Source organism: Paenibacillus provencensis, from assembly GCF_042678545.1.
In the GTDB taxonomy this organism is placed as follows: Bacteria; Bacillota; Bacilli; order Paenibacillales; family Paenibacillaceae; genus Paenibacillus; species Paenibacillus provencensis.
The window spans coordinates 1,948,123-1,970,906 of sequence record NZ_JBHTKX010000001.1 but is presented as its reverse complement, the minus strand read 5'-3'; the positions used below and the strand labels follow the sequence as shown (position 1 = coordinate 1,970,906).

21 protein-coding genes are annotated in these 22,784 nt (G+C 44.7%); 20 read left to right on the top strand and 1 reads right to left on the bottom strand.

What is annotated here, in order from left to right; translation table 11 throughout:
* Positions 1-54 precede the first annotated feature (54 nt).
* From ACFQ3J_RS09410 to ACFQ3J_RS09340, 15 genes are all read left to right on the top strand, one after another.
* The gene (locus ACFQ3J_RS09410; RefSeq protein WP_251583353.1) at positions 55-2,622 is read left to right on the top strand and encodes a beta-mannosidase; all 2,568 of its coding nucleotides are present in this window, start codon (positions 55-57) and stop codon (positions 2,620-2,622) included.
* Positions 2,623-2,742: 120 nt separating this feature from the next.
* On the top strand, positions 2,743-4,371 hold the full coding sequence (locus ACFQ3J_RS09405; protein ID WP_251583354.1) for a glycoside hydrolase family 9 protein: 1,629 nt from the start codon (positions 2,743-2,745) through the stop codon (positions 4,369-4,371).
* Between the two features lie 86 nt (positions 4,372-4,457).
* Entirely contained in the window at positions 4,458-4,913 is a 456-nt protein-coding gene (locus tag ACFQ3J_RS09400; protein ID WP_251583355.1) for a hypothetical protein, read from the top strand.
* A gap of 146 nt (positions 4,914-5,059) precedes the next feature.
* Positions 5,060-6,487 (top strand): glycosyl hydrolase, encoded by a 1,428-nt coding sequence (locus ACFQ3J_RS09395; protein ID WP_251583357.1) that lies wholly within the window; start codon positions 5,060-5,062, stop codon positions 6,485-6,487.
* Positions 6,488-6,681: 194 nt separating this feature from the next.
* Entirely contained in the window at positions 6,682-7,206 is a 525-nt protein-coding gene (locus tag ACFQ3J_RS09390) for an AAA family ATPase (RefSeq protein WP_091155514.1), read from the top strand.
* Positions 7,207-7,348: 142 nt separating this feature from the next.
* Positions 7,349-7,879, top strand: coding sequence for a GNAT family N-acetyltransferase (locus tag ACFQ3J_RS09385; protein ID WP_091155516.1), 531 nt, complete (start codon positions 7,349-7,351; stop codon positions 7,877-7,879).
* 101 nt (positions 7,880-7,980) lie between these two features.
* Positions 7,981-8,481 (top strand): GNAT family N-acetyltransferase, encoded by a 501-nt coding sequence (locus ACFQ3J_RS09380; protein WP_251583359.1) that lies wholly within the window; start codon positions 7,981-7,983, stop codon positions 8,479-8,481.
* A 99-nt stretch (positions 8,482-8,580) separates the two neighbouring features.
* Positions 8,581-9,336 (top strand): class I SAM-dependent methyltransferase, encoded by a 756-nt coding sequence (locus ACFQ3J_RS09375; protein WP_251583362.1) that lies wholly within the window; start codon positions 8,581-8,583, stop codon positions 9,334-9,336.
* 10 nt (positions 9,337-9,346) lie between these two features.
* Entirely contained in the window at positions 9,347-9,589 is a 243-nt protein-coding gene (locus ACFQ3J_RS09370) for a GNAT family N-acetyltransferase (protein WP_251583364.1), read from the top strand.
* Positions 9,590-10,198, top strand: coding sequence for a histidine phosphatase family protein (locus ACFQ3J_RS09365; RefSeq protein WP_251583366.1), 609 nt, complete (start codon positions 9,590-9,592; stop codon positions 10,196-10,198).
* Positions 10,199-10,277: 79 nt separating this feature from the next.
* Positions 10,278-10,643 carry an MmcQ/YjbR family DNA-binding protein gene (locus tag ACFQ3J_RS09360; protein WP_251583367.1) on the top strand — a complete coding sequence of 122 codons (366 nt, stop codon included), beginning with the start codon at positions 10,278-10,280 and terminating at the stop codon, positions 10,641-10,643.
* A 222-nt stretch (positions 10,644-10,865) separates the two neighbouring features.
* Positions 10,866-11,618 carry a DeoR/GlpR family DNA-binding transcription regulator gene (locus ACFQ3J_RS09355; protein WP_251583368.1) on the top strand — a complete coding sequence of 251 codons (753 nt, stop codon included), beginning with the start codon at positions 10,866-10,868 and terminating at the stop codon, positions 11,616-11,618.
* On the top strand, positions 11,615-12,526 hold the full coding sequence (gene pfkB, locus ACFQ3J_RS09350) for a 1-phosphofructokinase (RefSeq protein WP_251583369.1): 912 nt from the start codon (positions 11,615-11,617) through the stop codon (positions 12,524-12,526). The genes ACFQ3J_RS09355 and pfkB overlap by 4 nt, the downstream gene beginning before the upstream one ends.
* 66 nt (positions 12,527-12,592) lie before the next feature.
* Entirely contained in the window at positions 12,593-14,518 is a 1,926-nt protein-coding gene (locus ACFQ3J_RS09345) for a PTS fructose transporter subunit IIABC (RefSeq protein ID WP_251583370.1), read from the top strand.
* A 269-nt stretch (positions 14,519-14,787) separates the two neighbouring features.
* Entirely contained in the window at positions 14,788-15,702 is a 915-nt protein-coding gene (locus tag ACFQ3J_RS09340) for a proline dehydrogenase family protein (protein ID WP_251583375.1), read from the top strand.
* 77 nt (positions 15,703-15,779) lie between these two features.
* Here the strand turns inward: ACFQ3J_RS09340 and ACFQ3J_RS09335 are convergent, their stop codons facing one another.
* Positions 15,780-17,522: a sigma-54 interaction domain-containing protein gene (locus ACFQ3J_RS09335; RefSeq protein WP_091155540.1), complete on the bottom strand. Its 1,743-nt coding sequence runs from the start codon at positions 17,520-17,522 to the stop codon at positions 15,780-15,782.
* Positions 17,523-17,675: 153 nt separating this feature from the next.
* On the opposite strand from ACFQ3J_RS09335, the gene ACFQ3J_RS09330 reads away from it, so the two are divergent.
* The 5 genes from ACFQ3J_RS09330 (at position 17,676) to ACFQ3J_RS09310 (ending at position 22,546) form a co-directional block, all read left to right on the top strand.
* Entirely contained in the window at positions 17,676-18,995 is a 1,320-nt protein-coding gene (locus ACFQ3J_RS09330) for an MFS transporter (protein WP_251583376.1), read from the top strand.
* A gap of 148 nt (positions 18,996-19,143) precedes the next feature.
* The gene (gene pruA, locus ACFQ3J_RS09325; protein ID WP_251583381.1) at positions 19,144-20,712 is read left to right on the top strand and encodes an L-glutamate gamma-semialdehyde dehydrogenase; all 1,569 of its coding nucleotides are present in this window, start codon (positions 19,144-19,146) and stop codon (positions 20,710-20,712) included.
* 136 nt (positions 20,713-20,848) lie between these two features.
* Positions 20,849-21,397, top strand: coding sequence for a GNAT family N-acetyltransferase (locus ACFQ3J_RS09320; RefSeq protein ID WP_091155547.1), 549 nt, complete (start codon positions 20,849-20,851; stop codon positions 21,395-21,397).
* A 237-nt stretch (positions 21,398-21,634) separates the two neighbouring features.
* The gene (locus ACFQ3J_RS09315) at positions 21,635-22,093 is read left to right on the top strand and encodes a GNAT family N-acetyltransferase (protein ID WP_091155549.1); all 459 of its coding nucleotides are present in this window, start codon (positions 21,635-21,637) and stop codon (positions 22,091-22,093) included.
* Between the two features lie 15 nt (positions 22,094-22,108).
* On the top strand, positions 22,109-22,546 hold the full coding sequence (locus tag ACFQ3J_RS09310; RefSeq protein ID WP_091155551.1) for a GNAT family N-acetyltransferase: 438 nt from the start codon (positions 22,109-22,111) through the stop codon (positions 22,544-22,546).
* Positions 22,547-22,784 lie beyond the last annotated feature (238 nt).

Below are 22,784 nucleotides of genomic sequence, written 5' to 3'. Positions count from 1 at the left end.
TCAGAGTATTGTGAAATTGATTCGAATATAACATATATGGAGGGTTCCTAAACCATGCATGAATCGAAGCTGCTGTTAAATGACTGGACATTTAAATCGTGTGAAGGAGAAGAATGGCTCCCAGCTGTAGTTCCGGGATGTGTACATACGGATCTGCTGCGGAATGGCCAAATTCCCGATCCGTTCTATGGCACGAATGAAAAGCTTGTTCAATGGATTGATAAGAAAGACTGGGAATATAAAACCCTGTTTGATATACCGAGTGAACTTTTTGGGGAGGACCATATCGAGCTTGTATTCAACGGACTCGATACATATGCGGAAGTGTTCATTAATGATCAGCATGTATTGTCAGCCGATAATATGTTCCGCACTTGGGAAGTGGATGTGAAGCCATACGTGAAATCTGAAGGTAATAAGCTGAGAATTGTATTTCGTTCTCCAATTAATGAGGATCTTCCGAAGCTTGAAGCACTTGGATATCCTTTGCCAGCTTCAAATGACCAGTCTGAAGTCGGAGAGCTTGGTAACAAGAAAGTAAGTATCTTCGCTAGAAAAGCGCCTTATCATTACGGCTGGGACTGGGGTCCAAGATTTGTAACGAGCGGTATTTGGCGTGAAATCGAGCTGAGAGCGTGGTCTATTGTGCGCGTAGCGGACCTGTACATTCACCAGCAGAAAGTAACGAAAGAAACCGCGGATTTGACAGCGATCTTAGAAATTACAGCGGATCAAGCAGGTGACAAACTCATTCGTATTTCTACGGATCAAGGGGAGTGGAGCGCAAAGGTTTCCCTTGTACCTGGGCTTCAGAAAGTGGAAATACCTCTGAACATCAGCAATCCTAAACTATGGTGGTCCAGAGGTCTTGGGGAAGCTCACTTGTATACGTTCACTGCTCAGGTGCTGGATCATGAAGCAGAAACACCTCTTGCAGAAGCTTCTGTGAAAACCGGGCTACGCAGCATTCGTCTCGTCCGTGACAAGGATGAATACGGCAGATCCTTCTATTTTGAGTTGAATGGGTTTCCGGTGTTTGCTAAAGGGGCTAACCATATACCTAACGACAGCTTCGTTACAGAGGTTACCCGTGAGAGATACAGACACGAGATCGAATCTGCAGCAGCCTCCAATATGAACATGCTTCGTGTATGGGGCGGTGGCATTTATGAGCAGGACGATTTCTATGTGTTGTGTGATGAATATGGAATTCTGGTATGGCAGGACTTTATGTTTGCATGCAGTATGTACCCTGGTGATAATGCATTCCTTGAAAGCGTTCGCCAGGAAGCGATCGACAATGTTAAGCGTTTACGCAATCATGCAAGTATTGCCCTGTGGTGCGGTAATAACGAGATTGATTCGGCATGGGCTCATTATAATGAAGAGGCTGGCTGGGGCTGGAAGAAAGATTATACGCATGAGCAGCGCGAGAAAATCTGGGCCGATTATGAAGCTGTATTCCATAAACTGCTGCCTGAAGTGCTCACAGAACTTGTTCCCGGCACAGATTATTGGCCTTCTTCACCGATTGTTTCGGTTACGAATGATATTAACCAGCACGCTTCGACCAGCTCCATCGAAGGGGATGTTCACTACTGGGGAGTTTGGCATAACACAGAGCCGTTTGAGAATTACAACATCAAATTGGGCCGTTTCATGAGTGAATATGGATTCCAATCCTTTCCTGAGCACAAATCCGTTCTTCGTTATGCAACAGAGTCGGATCTTGAGCTGACTTCTGAAGTCATGCGCGCTCATCAGAAGAATGGGGATGGAAACCGCCTCATTAAAGAATATATGGATATGTATATGACAGAGCCGAAGGATTTCCCTTCGTTCCTCTATATGAGTCAGGTGCTTCAGGCCGATGCGATGAAAATGGCAATTGAGGCCCACCGCCGAAACAGACCTTTTGTAATGGGGACCTTATACTGGCAAATGAATGATACATGGCCTGTCGCTTCATGGGCGGGAATGGACTATTACGGTAACTGGAAGGCGCTTCAATACTACGCCAAACGCAGCTTTGCCGACGAAATGATTTCCATTGATGGAACAAAGGATAACAAAGTTGATTTCTACCTGCTGTCTGATCTGCTGAGGCCGATTGAGGGAGAACTACGAATCCGTGTAGCTGATTTTGACGGTACGGTTCGTCATACTGAGACACATGCTGTAAGTAATCCAGGGAATGCAACGAATCTTGTTCTGTCACTCTCCCTTGCCGAGCTGCTTCAAGGGCATGACCCGGAACGTACAACGGCAGTTGCAGAACTTATGATTAACGGTCAAGTCGTTGATGTACAGCGTCACTATTTTGTTCCGTTTAAAGATTTGAAGCTGGGTGCTGCGGAAGTGATGATAACTGAGGTAGAAGGAACAAATGGAACTCGGTTTACGCTTACGACGAACATGCTGGCGAAGCAGGTATGGATCGAAAGTGAAGCAGAAGGTGTATTCAGCGACAATTTCTTTGATCTGCTTCCAGGTGAAGTGAAAGAAGTATCGTTTGCTACCCGTACTTATGGGGATCAAGCTTTTGCAGCGGCATCACCAGGTAAAGTGAACGTGCGATCCATGTCAGATTTCATTAAAGCAACCCATCTATTGAATAAATAATTAACAGATATTTTTATTGCAATACGTTTTGTTATCAAAAAGGCCGCTCCTATAGACATGTAAGTATCATGCATAGGGATGGCCTCTTCTATCTCACTGAAAAATTAGGAGGGAGAATAAATGCGTATTTCGAATCGTAAAGTCCTTGTCAATCAGATCGGATATCCAACAAAGGGGAATAAGCTCGTCATATTGAGAGGAAGCAGCTCTGCCTTTCACATTAGGGATACAGCAACTTCAGAGGTTGTTTATTCTGCTCAGACACATGATAAAGTGGAGGATCTCTGCTCCGGCGACCACGTATATCAGGGTGATTTTTCAGCATTTGAAGTGCCCGGACAATATAGAATTGAGGATTCGGAAGGGAATGTATCTTCTCCATTTATCATATCGGAACAACCCTATGTCGAAGTTCATGGCGGACTGATGAAGGCGTTCTATTATTTGCGCTGTGGCGAAGACTTGGACGAGGAGTATGCAGGTGTATGGAGTCATAAGGCTTGCCATACGTCGCAAGGATCTGTTCATACCAATTCGAGTCAGCGGCTTGACGGCAATGGAGGCTGGCATGATGCAGGCGATTATGGAAAATATGTCGTAGCCGGCGCAAAGGCGCTAGTCGATCTGATGCTTAGCTGGGAGCTGTACCCAAATGCATTTGTTCATTCCATTCCCTTGCCGGAAACGGACGGAATCATGCCAGATGTGCTGCATGAATGCAAAGTAGAGCTAGAGTTCTTGCTCAAAATGCAAGATGCTGCCACCGGCGGATCCTATCACAAGCTGACAACCAAGCAATTTCCCGGGCTCGATGTCATGCCAGAGGAGGATGAAGCTGAGCTTGTCTTTGCGCCCATCTCTGCGACTGCAACAGCTGCCAGCTGTGCTGTAATGGCTGTGGCTGCAAGAATATATAATACCTACGATGCTGAGTTTGCAGATAAATGTCTCACATCGGCCAAGTATTCCTGGACATGGCTTGAGAAGCATCCGAATGAGCCGGGGTTTCGTAATCCGCCGGATATATTAACCGGAGAATACGGGGATGCATGCGATCTGGATGAACGATACTGGGCTGCGACCGAGCTGTATTTTTCCACCGGTGATTCGGTGTATCATGATGCGGTCAAAAGGTACGTGCAGAAGGATTTCCCCAAATGTGAATTGGGTTGGGCAGATATGGGCGGATATGGCACCATTCGCTATTTGCTAGCTGATAAGCAAGAGAAAGATGCTGCCCTATACGCTGAGCTGAAGAGTCATCTCTTGAATGAAGCGGATCGCTTGCTGCAGATCGTGAAGCAAGATGGCTATGGCATCTCCCTTAAGGAAGAGGATTATATCTGGGGAAGTAATATGGTTGTCATGAACAGAGCGATGCTTCTTCTCTTGGCTCATAAATTATGCGGAAATGTGGAGTATGAACAGGCTGCACTTGGTCATGTGCATTATATATTAGGTCTTAATGTGCTCGATCTGTCTTATGTGACGGGGTTTGGAGAGTATTCCGTTATGCATCCTCATCATCGTCCATCCGTAGGCGATGGAGTAGAGGCACCCGTACCGGGCATGCTGGCAGGTGGACCAAATAAGTACCTAAATGATGAATGCATGAGAACTCATCTACAAGGAAAGCCGGCTGCTGCTTGCTATATCGACGATAAAGATAGCTACGCAGGGAACGAAATAACGATTTATTGGAACTCTCCAGCTGTATTTGTCTTCTCTCACTGGAATGAATTTGCTTGATTCATAAGTCGTCGAATGAGGCAGGGTTTCGTCTGTTTTCAGCGAAAATATTCACTTGGAAACAGATAAAGGAGCGTGCTGACGATATGAATGAACAATTACAGCTGTTATTGGATCTGCCTAAGCGTCAGATTATTTTGAGTTTACAGCCTGAGCCTTACCAGCTTATTAAAGAAGGCAAGAAAACCATCGAATTTCGCCGAAGATTTATAAAAGAACCTGCAGCGGCATTTGTATATGTATCCTCTCCTGTGAAACAGATTAAAGCTTTTATCGAATTCGGAATGCCGATCCAAGAGGATATCGATACACTCGTATCCATTGCAGAAGGGCACGGGCAAGGATCAGGGGCAGAGCTTCGAGAGTATTTCAGCGGAGTATCCTACGGGTATGCCATTCCCATCCTGTCCTGCATCGAATTTGCGCCGATGTCGCTTGAGCTGCTCAAAGGAGGCTATGAGTTTAATCCTCCTCAGTCCTATATGAACCTGTCTGTGAATCCACGCCTTGAACAGGCCTTATTGAATAAGATGATGACATAAGCAAGGAGTCCATAAGGGCGGACTCCTTCGTGGTCACATCTCTGTAAGGAGGTGATCAGTCTAACGTGATGTAACCGCTTAAGTTGGATGGCAGGGTAGTTTTTCATGTGATTGAATGCATCACCATTTGGAAGGAGGATCAAGCAATGCATATAAAGAAAAGCTGGGCTGTATTTCTTTCTATCTTGCTAATTAGCACGCTTATACCTTCTAATATGAAGAAAATGGAGGCGGCTCCCATTATATTTGAAGCGGAAGATGGATTATTGAATGGTGTTGATGTGATGACGCAATTTCAAGGCTACTCTGGTACCGGGTATGTAGGAGGATTTGATGCACAGAACGATAAGCTGAGTGTACAAGTGACCGTCCCAGATACGGGCCTCTACAATTTAAGTATAGGATATCAGGCCCCGCACGGAACGAAGAATACGAGTCTTGTCGTGGGAGATACTGCGCAAGGTGAGATTACGCTTCATGAAACAACCAATTTCAGTGAAGTGGGTGCAGGTAAAATTATGCTACAAGCAGGTTCAACTCAGATCAGCTTCATCAGTAACTGGGGCTGGTATTACATTGACTATGTGCGGCTGGAGAGAGCGATTGATCCGCCTCCGCATCAAATCAATGCATCACTAGTCAATCCAGATGCCAGCAGTGTGGCTCAGTCGCTCTACAATTATTTGAGATCAGAGTATGGACAGCACATTCTGTCAGGACAGCAAACGCTGGCCGATGCCAACTGGATTCATAGTACGCTTGGCAAAAAGCCGGCTGTACTAGGACTTGATCTAATGGATTATTCACCTTCAAGAATAGAGAGGGGAACGGTGTCAACGGATATTGAGCATGCGATCGAGTGGGATGCTGGGGGTGGTATCGTAACCTTTGCATGGCATTGGAATGCTCCAAAAGATCTGATTGATCAACCTGGCAAGGAATGGTGGAGAGGGTTCTATACGGAAGCAACCACTTTTGACATTGAATATGCCATGTCACACCCCGAATCCCAGGATTACCAGCTGCTCATTCGCGACATGGATGCGATTGCTGTACAGCTCAAGAGACTTCAGCAAGAGGATATCCCGGTGCTGTGGAGACCGCTGCATGAGGCGGAAGGCGGATGGTTCTGGTGGGGCGCCAAAGGTCCGGAACCTGCCAAGGAGCTGTACCAGCTAATGTATGATCGATTCACGAACTTCCACGGACTTGATAATCTGATATGGGTATGGAATTCAGAGAATCCGGCATGGTACCCAGGTGATCCATATGTTGATATTATTAGCGTTGACAGCTATCCAGGTGCTGGTAATTATGGACCGGTAAGCAGCCGCTACGAGAATCTGAAGACGTTGGTGAACGATCAGAAGATCATTGCTCTGACTGAAAATGGGCCTATTCCCGATCCGGATCTGCTGCAGGCATATCATGCAGACTGGAGCTGGTTTGTTACTTGGTCCGGGGAGTTCATTAGAGATGGTGTGCAGAATAGTACACAGCATTTGACGAAGGTATATAACAGTCCATATGTCATTACGCTGGATGAACTGCCGGATTGGAAAAATGAGTATTAAAAATATCTCTATACGGTATAAACAGCGAGAAAAATCACAAAACCATGGATAAAAAGAGTATTTTCATTACAAATTGATGAACTTTCCCGTTTCAATCCTAGCTCTAAATATGTTAACCTTAGGTATAGGTTTTTTGAAAGCCCTCTCATTATTTTAGCAAACGGTTTCATTTCAAAGTAGAGGAGATGCGATATATGCCTAAGACACCCTTATTTATCGTAACAGGCGCAAGCTGTGTTGGAAAATCATCGGTTGTTCCTTATCTGCGAAGTTTACTTCCTGAGTTTGTTATTCTTGACATGCATCCAGAGGAGAGCCTGGATTCTTCTTTGTCATTAGGACCTGTGCTGCATATGGCTTATCAAATTTCAATGAATAATCGTGGCACGGTGCTTGTGGGTACCTTGACTCCGGAGGATGTAATAGAGAGCGGCTGCAGAGAGCTATTTAGCCAGGTGTATTTTATGAATCTGCATTGCAATGATGAAATAAGAGAACATAGACTTAGGGATCGAGGAGCGACTCAGGAAATGATATGGAGCAATACAAGACTGGCACATCGGCTGCTCCACAGCGAGAATTTCACATTCAGCCCTCCAATATCGACGATCGATACGACTGCCTACTCCCCTGAAGAAGCAGGCAAGCTGATTCGCAAGTGGGTAAGAAATTACTGGAGTTCACGTTATCCTTTAGAAATACGGGCATACACGAATTAACGCTAGAGTTTACGTAACATATTAAGCAAACGGTAGCGATTCGCTATCGTTTGTTTTTTTAGTATAGTAACCCTATTAAAAAAGGCATATAATCAATAATAATGACATCGTAAAGCTTTAAATTCTGATTGTGAGGTTGATTATGTCGATGATTCTTGAGAGACTGGATTCAGAGGAAACACTCGAACAATGGAAAGAAGCTTTTGAGCGCCACAAAATCGTACGTACTGACTCATTCTATGAACAATGTCTGCATGAGAATAAAATTGGCCTTAGGGTCACACTTCTTGTGTATCTGGACGAGCAAATCCTTGCTGGCTGTGCACATTTGAAGTTTGAATCGGATTATTTGTATTTCAGAGCACAAGGTATACCTGAAATTAATGATGTGAACATTTTTCCTGAATTCCGGAGAAGAGGGATCGGCAATCAGCTGATCGAAGAGTTTGAAAGTATTGCTGCCTATAACTCCTATGACAGCATTGGGATCGGCATGGGGCTCTATAAGGATTTTGGAGCTGCCCAGCGTATTTATTGCAAGAGAGGTTATATTCCTGATGGGAATGGTCTGATGAATCATAATCGGGAAGTTGCTGTTGGTGATCAGGTGCAGGTGAATGATGATTTGCTGCTCTATTTTGTTAAAGAATTGGGATATACTGCCCCTAAGTGATAGAATTGAATTACATACTCGTCAGGACCGTATTAGCAGTTTAGGTTACGGTCTTTTTTGTTTTATCTCTAGATAAGGGAAGAATAGTGGGAGGACTACATATGGAGATTAGAGAGGTACAGGTACAAGATGCAGAACAGCTGCTCAAGCTGAATCAGGAGCTGGACCGGGAGACGAAGTTCATGCTGTATGAGCCGGGTGAAAGACTTGCTGCGTTGGAAACCCAGACCAAGCGTATAAAGGGTATGCTGGATTCAGGTCACTCTACAATGCTTCTGGCAGTGAATGAAGAAGGCAGTGTGATTGGACAGCTTGGCATCATTGGCTCTGAACTGCAGCGCAAGAAGCACGTCGTATACATTGTCATTGGCATCTTACAGCATTATACCGGCCAAGGTGTCGGCACGAAGCTGTTTCAGGCGATGGAGGAATGGTGCAGGCTGCACAGGATTCACCGGATCGAGCTGACTGTAATGGCTCATAATGAAGCTGCGGTAGGCTTGTATCAGAAGATGGGATTTGAAATCGAGGGCAAGAAACACCATTCATTGTTCGTGGATGGACAGTACGTAGATGAATTGTTTATGGCAAAAATGGTCTGATGCTGCAGCAATCTATCATCTTCCAATTATGGAAGGTATAATAGAGCTTACTCCAGCATAAGAGGTTGTTTGATAATAGGAAGGGAAGTGGCTGATCAAATGAACAGTAAAGAACGTTTCTCGGATCGGGTCGATACTTATGTGAAATATCGTCCAAGTTATCCGGTAGAAGCCATCGATTACATGTATGGAACGATAGGCATGAACCCGGCAAGCACCATTGCGGATATCGGTGCAGGGACAGGGATTATGTCGGAGCTGCTGCTGGCTAGAGGGAGTACAGTGATTGCGGTTGAACCGAATATGGAAATGCGGCTGGCAGCTGAATCCAGGCTGTCTGGCAATGCTCAATTCAGAGTGCAGTCAAGCCCTGCTGAAGAGACGGGCCTGCAAGATCAGTCGGTTGACTATATTGTTTGCGCCCAGTCCTTTCATTGGTTTGATCAGAACTTGGCAAAAGAGGAGTTCAAGCGTATTCTGAAGCCGGAAGGGAAAGTGGTCCTGATATGGAATTCGAGACTTACCGAGGGTACGCCTTTCCTGGTCAAATATGATGAGCTGCTTCACACCTATGGAACGGACTACAATGAGGTCAAGCATACCAATATTACTTCGGACATGCTGCGTTCATTTTATAAGAATGGACAGCTTCATGAGGAGGAATTTCCCAATCGCCAAATCTTTGACTATGAAGGATTAAGCGGAAGACTTAAGTCTTCTTCATACAGTCCACCGCCGGGCCACCCCAATTATGAGCCAATGATGAACGCGCTATTAGAGCTGTTTGATTCCTATCAACAGGAAGGACGTGTGTACTTCGAATATACGACACAAGTCTTCTGGGGAGAAGTATAGGAGGTCTTACATGCACCTATGCGAAAGTGATGGAGTGAGCTTAAGGAGGCTTGCTCCGGAAGACAAGGGTTTGCTCCTGAAATGGCTGTCTGATCCTGTTGTCCTGGAGTACTATGAGGGAAGAGATCAATTTATTGGAGAGCCTGAATATTGGAACAGGGGGATCGGCACTCAGATCATTAAGATGACAGTTCAGTATTTGACAGACAAGCTATCTGCAGAGCGTATATCTTATGAAGGGGGATTACTATAAGTGACGGCAGGCAGAACGAGATTATATATGGTAAGACATGCGGAATCTCCGTTTATATATGGAGAAGAACGCACAAGAGGCTTGTCTGACAAAGGGGCTGCCCATGCACAGGAGCTGGCAGAAATATTTGCTTCCATACCTGTGAACCTGGTTATATCCAGCCCTTATACTCGCGCCGTTGATACAGTTAAGCCTACTGCGAAGTCCAAAGGACTAGAGGTTGCGCTGCATGAGGAACTTAAAGAAAGACGGATTGAAGGGCTTGATTACAGAGCAGAATGGGAAGTACTGGAGAGAGCCATTCAAACTTCGTTTGAAGATTTGGATTATGCGCTCGAAGGAGGAGAATCGACGCGTCAGACACAGCAGCGCGCCATTCCCATCATTGAACAAATACTAGAGGAATATTCCGAGAAGAGCATTGTCCTAGGTACACATGGTAATATTATGGTGGCAATCATGAATTATTATGATTCACAGTATGGGTATGAATTCTGGGCAGGAACCTCGAAGCCCGACATCTATCTGTTAGAGTTTGAAGGCAATCGGCTTGTTCAGGTGGAGCGCTTGTGGGGAATAAGCTGGGTGAGGCAGAATAAGGCCTTATGAGTAAAATGCCAGGTGATTTGCAACGACAATGATGAATTACATATTATATCTGAATACGTACTAAGGAGAGAGTTTAGAAGTGAATTCGATCATTTCCTATTGCTTAGCCAAAAAGACTGCGAAGGAAGATTATCCGTTCGGGGCGGATACACTTGTCGCTAAAATCGAGGGGAAAATGTTTGCCCTGATTTCCTTGAACAAAGATAAGGAACCACTGAGCATATCGCTTAAATGCGATCCGGTGATTGCCGTGAATTTGCGTGAACAGCATCGGGCGGTCGTCCCGGGCTATCATCTGAACAAAAAGCACTGGAACACGGTATATCTGGATCAGGACCTTGGCGCCGAGGATATTCGGCCGATGATCGATCATTCCTATGATTTGGTATTCAAGAGCTTGACGAAGAAACAACGTGAATCTATTCAATGTCGTTTGGGTGAATAATAGTCATGGACAGAACACATGCTAATCTCTGTAATGACAATGGCAATTATAGATTAAACAAGTGACCTGGCTCTGGCGGGAGTTCTTGCATGAAGGCAAGCCTGCTTGGAGCCTTTTTGATGTTTGGAATCATTGTATTGACGATATTTGAATGTTTTTGATAGAAAATGATTGTTTTTATTTAGATATGTGGTACTATAGAATCAGTCAGGAGGAAGATGAATGCTGACAGAAGAACGATATCGAATTATTTTAGAACGCTTACAGCAGCGTGGGGTTGTTAAACTTCAGGAGCTGATGGAGTTACTCCATGCTTCCGAATCAACAATTCGAAGAGACTTGGTGGATTTGGAGGCGAAGCACCTTCTCAAAAGAGTGCATGGGGGAGCTTCACTCGTAAGTCATAAGAGTACCGAGCTTGGCATGGATGAGAAAACGTTCAAAAACGTTCAAGAGAAAACAAAATTAGCCATCTTAGCAGCCAAACAGCTCCATGATAGAGAATGCATTTATCTAGATGCGGGAACGACCACGCTTGCCATGATTCCTTATATTGAAGCACAGGATATAACGGTCGTTACCAATGGACTCTCCCACGTAGAAGCGCTGGTTAGCAAAAAGATACGGAGTTATTTGCTCGGTGGAATGATGAAACCGCATACGAAAGCAGTAATTGGCAGCATAGCGCTTCAAAATATGGATAATTTCCGATTCGACAAGAGCTTCCTTGGAACGAATGGAATGGATATGGCCATGGGCTATACCACACCGGATCCGGAAGAGGCGCTGATTAAACGCAGGGCTCATCAGTTATCAGGTCAGACCTATGTCTTAGCAGATTCCAGCAAGTTTGGAGAAATTGCTTTTGCCAAGCTGTTTAATCTGGAAGAAGCGACGTTAATAACAGACAGGGTGCCTGGCGAATATAGGAAATGGCTTGGACCGAAATTTAAAGCAATTGAGGGATTAACATGATATATACGGTAACACTTAATCCATCCATCGATTACATCGTGGAAGTCGAACAACTGGAGCTTGGCAGCTTGAACCGAATGAAACGGGATTTAAAGCTCCCTGGCGGCAAAGGGATCAATGTATCCAGGGTGCTTGAGCAGCTGAATGCAGAACACGTAGCGCTCGGTTTTATCGGCGGATTTACAGGGAATTTTATTGACGCATTTTTAGATCAGGAAGGAATCAAATCGGATTTTGTTCATATTCAGGATGATACTCGAATTAATGTCAAATTGAAGCATGATCAGGAAACCGACATTAACGGAATGGGTCCTGTCGTGACAGAGGACGAAGCAGCTGCTCTGCTTCAGAAGCTTGATCAGCTTGCAGAAGGGGATATTCTGGTGCTGTCAGGCAGTATTCCTCCTTCACTTGGCGGTGATTTCTATCTTCGTCTGATCAAAGCTTGCCAGAAGGCAGGAGCAGAATTTGTCATAGATACGACAGGTGAGGCATTGCTCAAAGCCTTACACTATAAACCGCTGCTGGTGAAACCGAATCATCACGAATTGGCTGATATGTTTGGAGTCATCATTGAATCACAAGACGATCTCATAACCTATGGACGAAAACTGCTGGATGAGGGTGCACAGCACGTGATCATCTCTATGGCTGGTGAAGGAGCCTTGTTAATTACGAATGAGGCCGTATACCATGCCACTGTTCCTGCGGGTACCGTAAGAAATTCAGTCGGAGCTGGAGATTCAATGATTGCTGGCTTTGTAGGAACGCTTACTCAAACAAAAGACCCGCTGGAAGCATTTCGTGCAGGTGTAGCTTCAGGCAGTGCAACAGCATTTTCAGACGATCTTGCTCAGCGTAAAGAAATTGACAAATTGATTCCTGAGGTCCAAATCACCAAATTATAAATAATAAAATGTAACACCTAATAGGCGTGTTAACGCACGCCTTATTATTCAGGGGAGTTGTTAGACATGAGAATTACGGATTTGATGATTGAAGAAGCAATGATTATGAATTTGAAATCCACTTCCAAGGATGGCGCGATCAATGAATTGATAGATCGTCTCGCTCGCAGCGGGCGTATCAATGATCCTGTCTTATTCAAAGAGATGATCTATAAACGCGAGGCTGAATCCAGCACAGGAATCGGCGGAGGAATCGCGATGCCTCATGCGAAAACAACGGCAGTGAACGAGCCAACGGTCGTTTTTGCGAAAAGCGAAGCCGGCGTGGATTTTGAGTCATTAGACGGTGAACCTGCACATGTGTTCTTTATGATTGCAGCACCGGAAGGAGCGGGAAGTACGCATCTTCGTACACTGGCTGCCCTTTCTCGGCTATTGATTGACAACGTTTTCATTGAACGGCTGCTGCAAACGAAGACTCCGAATGAGGTGACAGCCCTGTTTGATGAGAAGCAAGCAGAGGAAGCGGAAGGGTCAGAGAAGTCGGAGCATAAGACGGACTCATCAACCTCATCGACAACACTCATCGATAATTCAGCCGAGAAGTCTGATGAAATTCCTTTCGTTGTTGCGGTAACTGCTTGTCCTACGGGAATTGCACATACCTTCATGGCGGAAGACGCCCTCAAGAAGAAGGCTCAGGAAATGGGCGTTCAAATCCGGGTGGAAACGAACGGATCGGAAGGTGCGAACAATGTCTTGACCGAGGATGAGATTCGCCGGGCAAAGGGGATTATCGTTGCGGCAGATAAAAATGTCGAGATGGCCCGGTTTGCAGGTAAGCCTGTATTGCAGCGCCCTGTCAGTGATGGCATTCGTAAGTCGGAAGAGCTTATATCCAAAGCCGTAAAAGGCGATGCTCCGATATACCAAGCAGAAGGAGGAGCGGTCTCACCTGCTGCCAGTGAGAAGAAAAGTGTCGGCAGTACCTTGTATAAGAACTTAATGAACGGTATATCTCATATGCTTCCGTTTGTTGTCGGCGGCGGAATTCTCCTCGCCATTTCGTTCCTCATTGAACAGGTGGCAGGAGAGGATCATCCGATCTTCCAGCTGCTACAAACGATAGGCGGCGGAGAAGGCGCGTTTCATTTTCTGATTCCTATATTGGCGGGATTCATTGCGATGAGTATTGCGGATCGTCCAGCGCTTATGCCTGGTATGGTGGGTGGTTTGATGGCTGTCAATGCCAATGCGGGATTCCTCGGCGGACTTGCAGCCGGATTTCTAGCAGGTTACACTGTTATTGGACTTCGGCGGGTATTTAAGCATTTGCCAAAAGCGATTGACGGATTAAAAGCTATTCTGTTGTATCCCGTGTTCGGACTGCTAATTACCGGATCACTCATGTTTTATATTTTGTCCCCCATCTTCAGCTGGATTAACACGGGATTAATTGATGTACTTAACAATCTGGGTACAGGGAACATGGTTCTGCTCGGAATTATTCTTGGCGGCATGATGTCTATTGATATGGGTGGACCCTTTAACAAGGCTGCATACACTTTTGCGATTGGTGTATTTACGTCGAGCGGAAATGAAAATGGGCTGATGATGGCAGCTGTCATGGCAGGAGGTATGGTCCCTCCACTGGCAATTGCGTTAGCAACGACATTCTTCAAGAACAAATTTACGGAAGAGGAGCGCAAATCCGGTATTACGAATTATGTGCTGGGATTATCCTTCATTACAGAAGGTGCCATTCCATTTGCAGCCGCTGATCCACTCCGGGTTCTGACCTCATGCATTGTTGGATCGGCTGTCGCTGGAGGCCTTACTCAATTGTGGGCGATTAACCTGCCAGCTCCCCATGGAGGAATCTTCGTAGCTGCGCTTGCGAGCAATGCTCTCATGTTCTTGCTTGCAGTTGCCATTGGTGCAGTGATATCCGGATTGATCTTAGGACTGTGGAAGAAGCCTTTGAAAGTATAATTAATCAAGCTTACGGAAGTTAACGTTAACAGACAAAAATACAGAACGAATTTATCGTAATCTGACTATAGGTTAAGCCGACTCTGAATTGAAAAATTTCAGAGTCGGCTTTTTCTTTCGAAAATGTCCAATTTTGAACACAATTTTCAATACAGTGAGATTTAAAACAATTTTTGTTTAAATATAAACATTTCTATGTACAATTTTTATTCAATTATGTAGAATGATAGAAGATTAATCCATTATATGGTTAGAAAGGAGTTGGTGGGATGGAAGTCGTGCTTAGAAATTTCTTTCAGGCCTTGGCCAAGAATACGACTGCCAATCAGATGGCGAAGAAGTATGGTCTGAGATTTGGCGCGAGCCGATTTGTCGCTGGGATTACAATTGATGAAGCGGTTAAGTCCGTTAATATCTTGAATCGTGATGGACGAGTCGCTACGCTGGATCATCTAGGGGAATTCATATCGACGAGAGAAGAAGCGCTGGAATCGACTAGGATGTGCATTGAGACACTGGAGGCGATTGCAGACAGCGGAATTAAGTCTAACCTGTCATTGAAGATGACTTCACTTGGGCTGGATATTGACAAGCAGCTGTGTGTGGATAACATGGTGCAGATTCTGGAGTGTGCGCGTCGTTATAACAATTTCGTTCGGATCGACATGGAGGATTACGCCCACTGTGAAGTGTCTATTGACATTTATCGTGAGCTTCGCAAGAGCTTCGATAATGTTGGGATTGTGCTGCAGGCTTATCTCTATCGAACGGAACAAGATGTAGCGGAGCTGAATCAATGCAATGCCAATCTGAGACTGGTGAAGGGCGCTTATAAGGAGTCGTCCAAGGTGGCATTTCCTGACAAGAAGGATGTGGACGAGAATTATAAGAAGCTGATTTCCCAGCATCTTGAGAACGGGAATTATACCGCTGTCGCGACACATGATGAAGCCATTATTCAATATGTGAAAGATGAAGCAAGACAGAAGGGCTATGGCCGAGACCAGTTTGAGTTCCAGATGTTATACGGGATTGCTGAGGACTTGCAGAAGCGTTTAGTCAAGGAAGGATATAAGGTTCGTGTTTATGTTCCTTATGGACGTGACTGGTTTGGATACAATATGAGAAGATTGGCGGAGCGGCCCGCAAATGTGTGGTTTGTTCTCAAAAATTTCTTTAAATAGATCCATTGAAATGAATGAATGATAATAGGACAGCCCCGATCAACAAATATCGGACTGCCCCATAGTTAATGTGATTATTATTCTAGATTGTGTTTCTTCATTTTGTTATATAACGTTCCTCGTGAAATACCAAGCAGTTTAGCTGTAATACTCTTATTACCTGAGGCTTTCTGTAATGCCTCTTCAATAACTGCTTTCTCTTCTGCTTCAGTCACTCTTGCTTTCAGGCGGTTTTCGTAATAAATATTGCCTGGCAGGCCTTGATCTCCTTCATTTATAGTCGCAAAATGATCTTGAAATGAATCGGGGAGATGCTCCAGCTTAATTTGATCCCCTTCACCCAGAATGACACTGCGTTCAAGAACGGCCCTGAGCTCTGCAATATTTCCCGGCCACTCATATTTCGAGAAGGCAAGCAGCACTTCAGGAGTAAGAACAGCAATCGGTTTTTGATATTGTACCGCGAATTCACGTAAGTACATCTTACTGAGGATTGAGATATCCTCTATTCTGTCACGAAGTGGAGGAACGGAGATCGAGACAATACTGAGCGTGTAATATAGCTCGGAACTGAAATGCTGGCTCGAAGCAAGCTCCTCCAAATTATGCTTCGTTGCTCCGATAATGCGTGTATTCAGCGGAATTTCGGTATGTCCGCCATACCTCCGAAAAGATTGGTTCTTCAAGGCATGATACAGTTTATCCTGGACATCCATAGGGAGCTTGTCGATCTCATTCAATAGCAGGGTGCCTCCAGCGGCCAGCTCAAGCTTGCCAGGCTCATGATGACTATTACCCGAGAAGGTACCGCCCTCAAAGCCAAACAGTTCGCTCTCCAGCAGGCCGACAGGTACTGCACTGCAATTAATGGACAGGAATGGTTCCTCTGCGCGTGAACTGGCCAGATGAATGACTTTTGCCAGCTGTTCCTTTCCAACGCCTGACTCGCCATACAGAATGACAGGTGTATCGGATTCGGCTACCTTTTTTCCTATTCGAACGACCTTGCTTATGCTGTTACTCTGACCATCGATATGGCTGAAGGGATCATCCTTGCGGGGAAGGTTATCCAGTATGCTGGCCTGAACGGATGTGAGCTCTTCATTCAGCTTCACCAGATGGGTAATATCTTGTTCGGTAGCAAGACCTCCGATAATATGTCCATTCGTATCCGTAACAGGTGAGGCATTAATAAGCACATGAGTTCCTTCACGTGATTTATGGTACATATTGCGTATAATGCGGCCTTCGTCAATACTCCGCAGCAGCATTAGTGATTCGGGATCAAAGTGTTCACCGATCGTCCTGCCCATAATTCGCTCGAAGGGAATGTCGTACACATTCACAGCTGCTTCATTCCAGCAAATTACGGTCCCCTTTCGGTCAACAGCCGTAACTGCATCGGTCACGGTGTCTAGCAAAGTACTCAGATAGGATTCGGCTATCCGCTTTTGTGCAGCTACTTGCTTTAACAGAGTAAAGGGGGAAAGGAATCCCGCGATTTGATCCGAATTGTTGACGAATACAATAGGGCGACATAGGTCTTCAGGCAGCTCGCTGACCCAATCTCCCCTGGAGAAACGTCGATCCTCGTAATTGACAGTTGGAGAAGGTGACCAATGAGCGAGTGCATCTCTAATGATGCCGTCCTTGTCTAACCAACTGTTCAAGTCGCTTGGAATAAACAAGTAATGTTGGTTGTTCCAGGCTATATGAACTGTACTGGAATCCCTGAGGTGCTGGATCATTAAACTAACCGCTTGGTCAGAATTTAGTGCGATATATTGGCTGTTAATCTTAATTTGTTCATTATTGAACATAATAACCTCTCACATTGTGTAATTTAGTATAAATTTAACATGGAAATAGCTATAATTTCAACCTGATCCTAGAAAATAAAGCTGTCTCACATGAAATTATGTCCAGAGTTAGACATATTGGTTGTTCAATTATATGAATGGGGGAATATCTCTATGGCGAATGTACAAACGCAGCCTTCAGGAACAAATCTAGGAATAGCAAAGAAAACATCCACCAAAGCACTGATTGCAAGTCTAATCGGCAGTTCTATTGAATGGTTTGATTATTTCTTGTATGGTACAGCCGCTTCACTTGTATTTAGCAAGCTGTTCTTCCCGTCAGATGATGCTGTCGTCAGCTTGCTGCTGTCGTATCTTACATTTGCTCTTCCCTTCTTTATTCGGCCACTCGGCGGTATCATATTCAGTCATATTGGGGACAAGGTTGGACGAAAAAAGACACTGGTCATGACACTTTCCCTTATGGGAGGATCGACTGTCCTGATCGGTTGTTTGCCTGACTACAATGCAATTGGCGTGTGGGCACCTATTCTACTCATATTGATGCGATGTATTCAAGGGCTTGGTATCGGTGGTGAATGGGGCGGAGCCCTTTTGCTCGCAGTTGAATACTCTGGTAAAAACAATCGCGGGTTCTATGGGAGTATTCCTCAAATGGGCGTAACGATTGGAATGGTGCTCGGGACTTTGGCGCTGTCTGTGATGAGTTTGCTTCCGGATGATGCATTTATGTCCTGGGGCTGGCGTGTTCCGTTTATTATGAGTGCTGTGCTTGTATTTATCGGTCTATGGATTCGGAATGGTCTCGATGAGACACCGGCATTTAAAGAATCACAAAAAACAGGTGAAACTTCACGTGTACCTATCGTTGATACGCTGCGTTATCACTGGAAGTCTGTTCTGATCGCCGTAGGTGCAAAGGTCGTTGAAACTGGCCCCTTCTATATCTTCGGGACTTTCGTCGTTGCCTATTGTACGACATATCTTGGTTATGAACGTTCACCAGTACTGAATGCTGTACTGCTTGCAGCACTTGTGGCAACAGCCTTAATTCCGCTTGCAGGGAAGCTGTCTGACAAAGTAGGTAGAAAACCAATTTTTATAGGCGGTACAGTAGCCATTATTCTATACGCATTCCCGTACTTCTTACTGTTGTCCCAAGGCTCCATATTCTTGATGATTCTGGCGACGGTTCTAGGTCTTGGAATCATTTGGGTTCCGGTTACTGCAGTGCTCGGCACTATGTTTTCCGAAATATTCAGCACAAAAGTGCGCTATACAGGTGTAAGTCTTGGGTATCAGATTGGTGCAGCTGTAGCGGGCGGAACAGCTCCGCTCATTGCCACGTGGCTCCTTAGTGAGTTTAACAATTCATGGGTACCTGTTGCTCTCTACATTATTCTTACAGGTGTAATCTCACTAATCGCAGTAAGTGCAACGCGTGAGAAGAAAAATACAGAGCTTGAAACGTAACGGCTAATGATTTAGCTTGTATAAATTTGTACACATTAAACAAATTTAGTGTTTAATGTGTACAAATTATTGAACTGACTGTATAATCCAAATATATACAGTTCTAATAAATAACATAAATGTTTTAAATTGAGAGGAGAATTGTTACGTGAATAAGACAGCGAATATCAGTCCTTTTGTCAATGAGCCTTTCGTAAATTTCGGTTTGGAAGAGAACAAGCAAGCGATGGAGAAAGCGATTAGCAAAGTGAAGTCTGAACTCGGTCAGAACATTCCCCTTCATATCGGTGAGAGAAAGGTCTTTACCGAAGATGTGATTACCTCGGTTAATCCGGGTAACCTTGATGAGGTCATCGGATATGTAAGCAAAGCGAACCAAGCATTGGCAGAAGAAGCGATGCATATCGCGGTAAACACCTTCGAGACATGGAAGAAGGTATCTGCAAGCGAAAGAGCGGAATATTTATTCAAAGCGGCTGCGCTCATGCGGGAACGCAAGCATGAATTCTCCGCACTCATGATTCTTGAATCCGGAAAAAACTATGCCGAGGCCGATGCAGATACGGCGGAAGCTATTGATTTTATTGAATTTTATGCTCGGGAAATGCTGCGTTTGGAACAAATTAATGAAACACAGCCCTTGACCAAGGTGCAGGGTGAGGACAATCGTTTAACTTATATCCCGCTTGGCGTTGGTGTTGTTATACCTCCATGGAATTTCCCACTGGCTATATGTGTAGGCATGACAACGGCAGCGGTTGTGTCCGGGAACACGGTGTTACTGAAGCCGGCCTCAACGACACCTGTAATAGCTCATAAATTTGTTGCATTGATGGAAGAGGTCGGTCTTCCAGCGGGTGTTATCAATTTCATACCTGGGAGCGGAGCGGAAGTTGGAGACTACCTGACCTCTCATCCGAAGACCCGATTTATCAGCTTTACCGGCTCCAAGGAAGTTGGACTTCATATTAGCAAGCTGGCAGCGAATACGTCGGAAGGCCAAATATGGATTAAACGGCTTATTGCCGAAATGGGCGGCAAGGATGGAATCGTAGTAGATGAGACAGCGGGTCTCGATGCAGCGGCACAGGCCATCGTGGCTTCCGCCTTTGGTTTCCAGGGACAGAAGTGTTCAGCGGGATCGAGAGCAATCATTGTCGAAGCTGTATATGATGAAGTTGTGGAGAAGGTTAAAGAGCTGACTGAGAAACTAGTTGTCGGATCACCTGAGCTGAATTATCCAGCAGGTCCGGTCATTGATAAGGGCTCCTATGATAAGATTCTAGGCTACATTGAAATTGGCAAGGCAGAAGGGACATTATTAACCGGCGGAAGTCCAGCGGTAGGTAATGGTTACTATATTGAGCCTACGGTATTCGCGGATGTGAATCCAGATGCGAGAATTATGAAGGAAGAAATTTTTGGTCCTGTTCTTGCCATTTGCAAGGCAGCGGATTATAAAGAAGCGATTCATATATATAATGATACAGAGTTTGGATTGACGGGTTCCTATTTTTCCTCAGATCAGAAACGCATAGAGGAAGCGCTGGAGACGATGCACTGCGGGAACCTGTATATAAACCGGAAGTGTACTGGGGCTCTGGTTGGAGCTCATCCTTTCGGCGGTTTCAATATGTCGGGAACGGATTCCAAGGCTGGAGGATACGATTACTTACTCTTGTTTACTCAAGCCAAGCTGACATCCAGGAAGCTGTAGCTGTATGGGGATGAACGAAGATGACTTTGGATATTCCGAAGTCATCTTTTTTTAGGACAATAACCGTTATACGCATCGACGAGATCATCCTTCATCATATAAACTATCTAAATAGAATACAGAAGAGGTGTTAGCGATGGGACACATTATAGGCGAACGAATTGTACTAAGGGAATATCGAATGGAGGATTTACCTGCAATCCGGGACTGGGTTAACGATTCAGATATTACCTCTACTTTAAGCGATATATTTATGTATCCGCAAAGTATAAAAAAGACAGAAGACTTCATACATATGATGATGGAAGGGAAGTCAGATACTCACAAGAGCTTTGTCATTGCACATAAGGATACGCTCGAATATATCGGTCAGATCGATGTTCTGAATATCGGTTGGAAGAACCGGACGGGCTCGCTTGCAATTGTGATTGGTTCGAAGAAAGAACATGGACGAGGGTTCGGTTCTGAGGCGATCCGTTTACTGCAAAATCTAGTATTTAATGACATGAATTTAAATCGGTTAGAGCTCCAAGTGTATGATTTCAATCATACGGCCATCCATTGCTATAAGAAGTGTGGCTTTGTAGAAGAAGGACGAGCGAGGCAAAAGATCTATCGGGATGGAAAATACAGCGATATCATCTACATGAGTATCCTAAAGAGCGAATATGATACATTAGTGTAGGATATGAAGTCGACAGTTGAAGCATGCGATTTCAAAGACTGGCATCATTGAGCGGGAAATAGAGACTTGTAAGCAGACGAATATGCCAATCAATCTACAGTAAGCCATAGCTTTTGACAAAAAACAGACAAGTATTTGTCAAACTTATGCTAATTTTGCGATTACCCGAGAAATAAAAACTTAGATCTGATCAATTCCGGTTTATGAAATTGATTCAATCAGAGAGGGTCAGTGCTGATGGCAGATATTTATTTGGATAATATGTGTTTATCTACAGACAGAGAAGCGGCTTCGGACTATGAAGACATTTGCCGTAAGCTGCATGGATATAATATGCGGGCAACTGATGGATTGCTGAAAGAGCCTGGTGACAGCATTCATCTCTATTTGAAGAACGAAGCGAAAGAAGTTGTCGGGGGAATATTCTGTGAGACATGGCTATACGGTCTATACATTGATGTGTTTTGGATTGCTGAAGCCTATCGGAGCAAAGGGTTAGGACATCAGATGCTATGCGAAGCAGAGCGCAGAGGAAGGGAAGTTGGCTGCTTATTTGCACATACGTCAACTTTTTCTTATCAAGCTCCCTTGTTCTATGAGAAGAATGGATATGAAGTGTATGCAATCAACAATTTATTTCCCGGGGAAATCAAACAGTATTTTCTAAAAAAGAAATTCGAAACGGTATATGATTAGAGAGAGGGAATTAACATGGTCAATATTGAGCGAATCCAAATGAAGCATCTGCCGCAGCTGGCAGGGTTGTATGAAGAACTAGTCGGGGTCAGCACGAATCTGACGAAAATGGAAGAGACCTATCAAACGCTGTTAGAAGATAAGAGCTATTATGTACTGGGTGCTTTTTATGAGAATGAGCTGGCGGGGTCTGTAATGGGAATCCTGTGTAAAGATCTGATCGGGGAATGCGAGCCTTTCATGGTCATCGAAAATGTCGTTGTTTCCTCCAGGATTCGTAGACAAGGCATCGGCCGAAAGCTGATGAGTGAAATCGAAGTCATTGCAAGACAGCAGGGCTGCATTTATATTATTCTCGTATCTGGTGGTCAAAGAGTCGAAGCTCACCGAATGTACGAGTCAATGGGCTATCGTGAGGAGCACGTGGAAGGGTTCAGAAAATTTCTGAAATAAAGCCCGAAGATATGGTTGTAAATTAGGATGATGGACACCAGTTCAAGGTGTTCTTTTTTATGTACATTAACTCTATAGTGGCGACCCAGTTACGATATAGAGCGGGAATGTAATATTATGGAATCTATCATTCATGATGTCTTCAGACGGTTCAATTGACAAATGAAGGAGGGCTGAAATTTATGGAATCAGGCAAGATCCACATGGTCAATCGGTCTAAGGAAGCATCAGCTATTAC

Coding starts and splice junctions, on each gene's coding strand:
- ACFQ3J_RS09410 (WP_251583353.1), top strand. CDS start 55: ATGCATGAATCGAAGCTGCTGTTAAATGACTGGACATTTAAATCGTGT.
- ACFQ3J_RS09405 (WP_251583354.1), top strand. CDS start 2,743: ATGCGTATTTCGAATCGTAAAGTCCTTGTCAATCAGATCGGATATCCA.
- ACFQ3J_RS09400 (WP_251583355.1), top strand. CDS start 4,458: ATGAATGAACAATTACAGCTGTTATTGGATCTGCCTAAGCGTCAGATT.
- ACFQ3J_RS09395 (WP_251583357.1), top strand. CDS start 5,060: ATGCATATAAAGAAAAGCTGGGCTGTATTTCTTTCTATCTTGCTAATT.
- ACFQ3J_RS09390 (WP_091155514.1), top strand. CDS start 6,682: ATGCCTAAGACACCCTTATTTATCGTAACAGGCGCAAGCTGTGTTGGA.
- ACFQ3J_RS09385 (WP_091155516.1), top strand. CDS start 7,349: ATGTCGATGATTCTTGAGAGACTGGATTCAGAGGAAACACTCGAACAA.
- ACFQ3J_RS09380 (WP_251583359.1), top strand. CDS start 7,981: ATGGAGATTAGAGAGGTACAGGTACAAGATGCAGAACAGCTGCTCAAG.
- ACFQ3J_RS09375 (WP_251583362.1), top strand. CDS start 8,581: ATGAACAGTAAAGAACGTTTCTCGGATCGGGTCGATACTTATGTGAAA.
- ACFQ3J_RS09370 (WP_251583364.1), top strand. CDS start 9,347: ATGCACCTATGCGAAAGTGATGGAGTGAGCTTAAGGAGGCTTGCTCCG.
- ACFQ3J_RS09355 (WP_251583368.1), top strand. CDS start 10,866: ATGCTGACAGAAGAACGATATCGAATTATTTTAGAACGCTTACAGCAG.
- pfkB (WP_251583369.1), top strand. CDS start 11,615: ATGATATATACGGTAACACTTAATCCATCCATCGATTACATCGTGGAA.
- ACFQ3J_RS09345 (WP_251583370.1), top strand. CDS start 12,593: ATGAGAATTACGGATTTGATGATTGAAGAAGCAATGATTATGAATTTG.
- ACFQ3J_RS09340 (WP_251583375.1), top strand. CDS start 14,788: ATGGAAGTCGTGCTTAGAAATTTCTTTCAGGCCTTGGCCAAGAATACG.
- ACFQ3J_RS09335 (WP_091155540.1), bottom strand. CDS start 17,522: ATGTTCAATAATGAACAAATTAAGATTAACAGCCAATATATCGCACTA.
- ACFQ3J_RS09330 (WP_251583376.1), top strand. CDS start 17,676: ATGGCGAATGTACAAACGCAGCCTTCAGGAACAAATCTAGGAATAGCA.
- ACFQ3J_RS09320 (WP_091155547.1), top strand. CDS start 20,849: ATGGGACACATTATAGGCGAACGAATTGTACTAAGGGAATATCGAATG.
- ACFQ3J_RS09315 (WP_091155549.1), top strand. CDS start 21,635: ATGGCAGATATTTATTTGGATAATATGTGTTTATCTACAGACAGAGAA.
- ACFQ3J_RS09310 (WP_091155551.1), top strand. CDS start 22,109: ATGGTCAATATTGAGCGAATCCAAATGAAGCATCTGCCGCAGCTGGCA.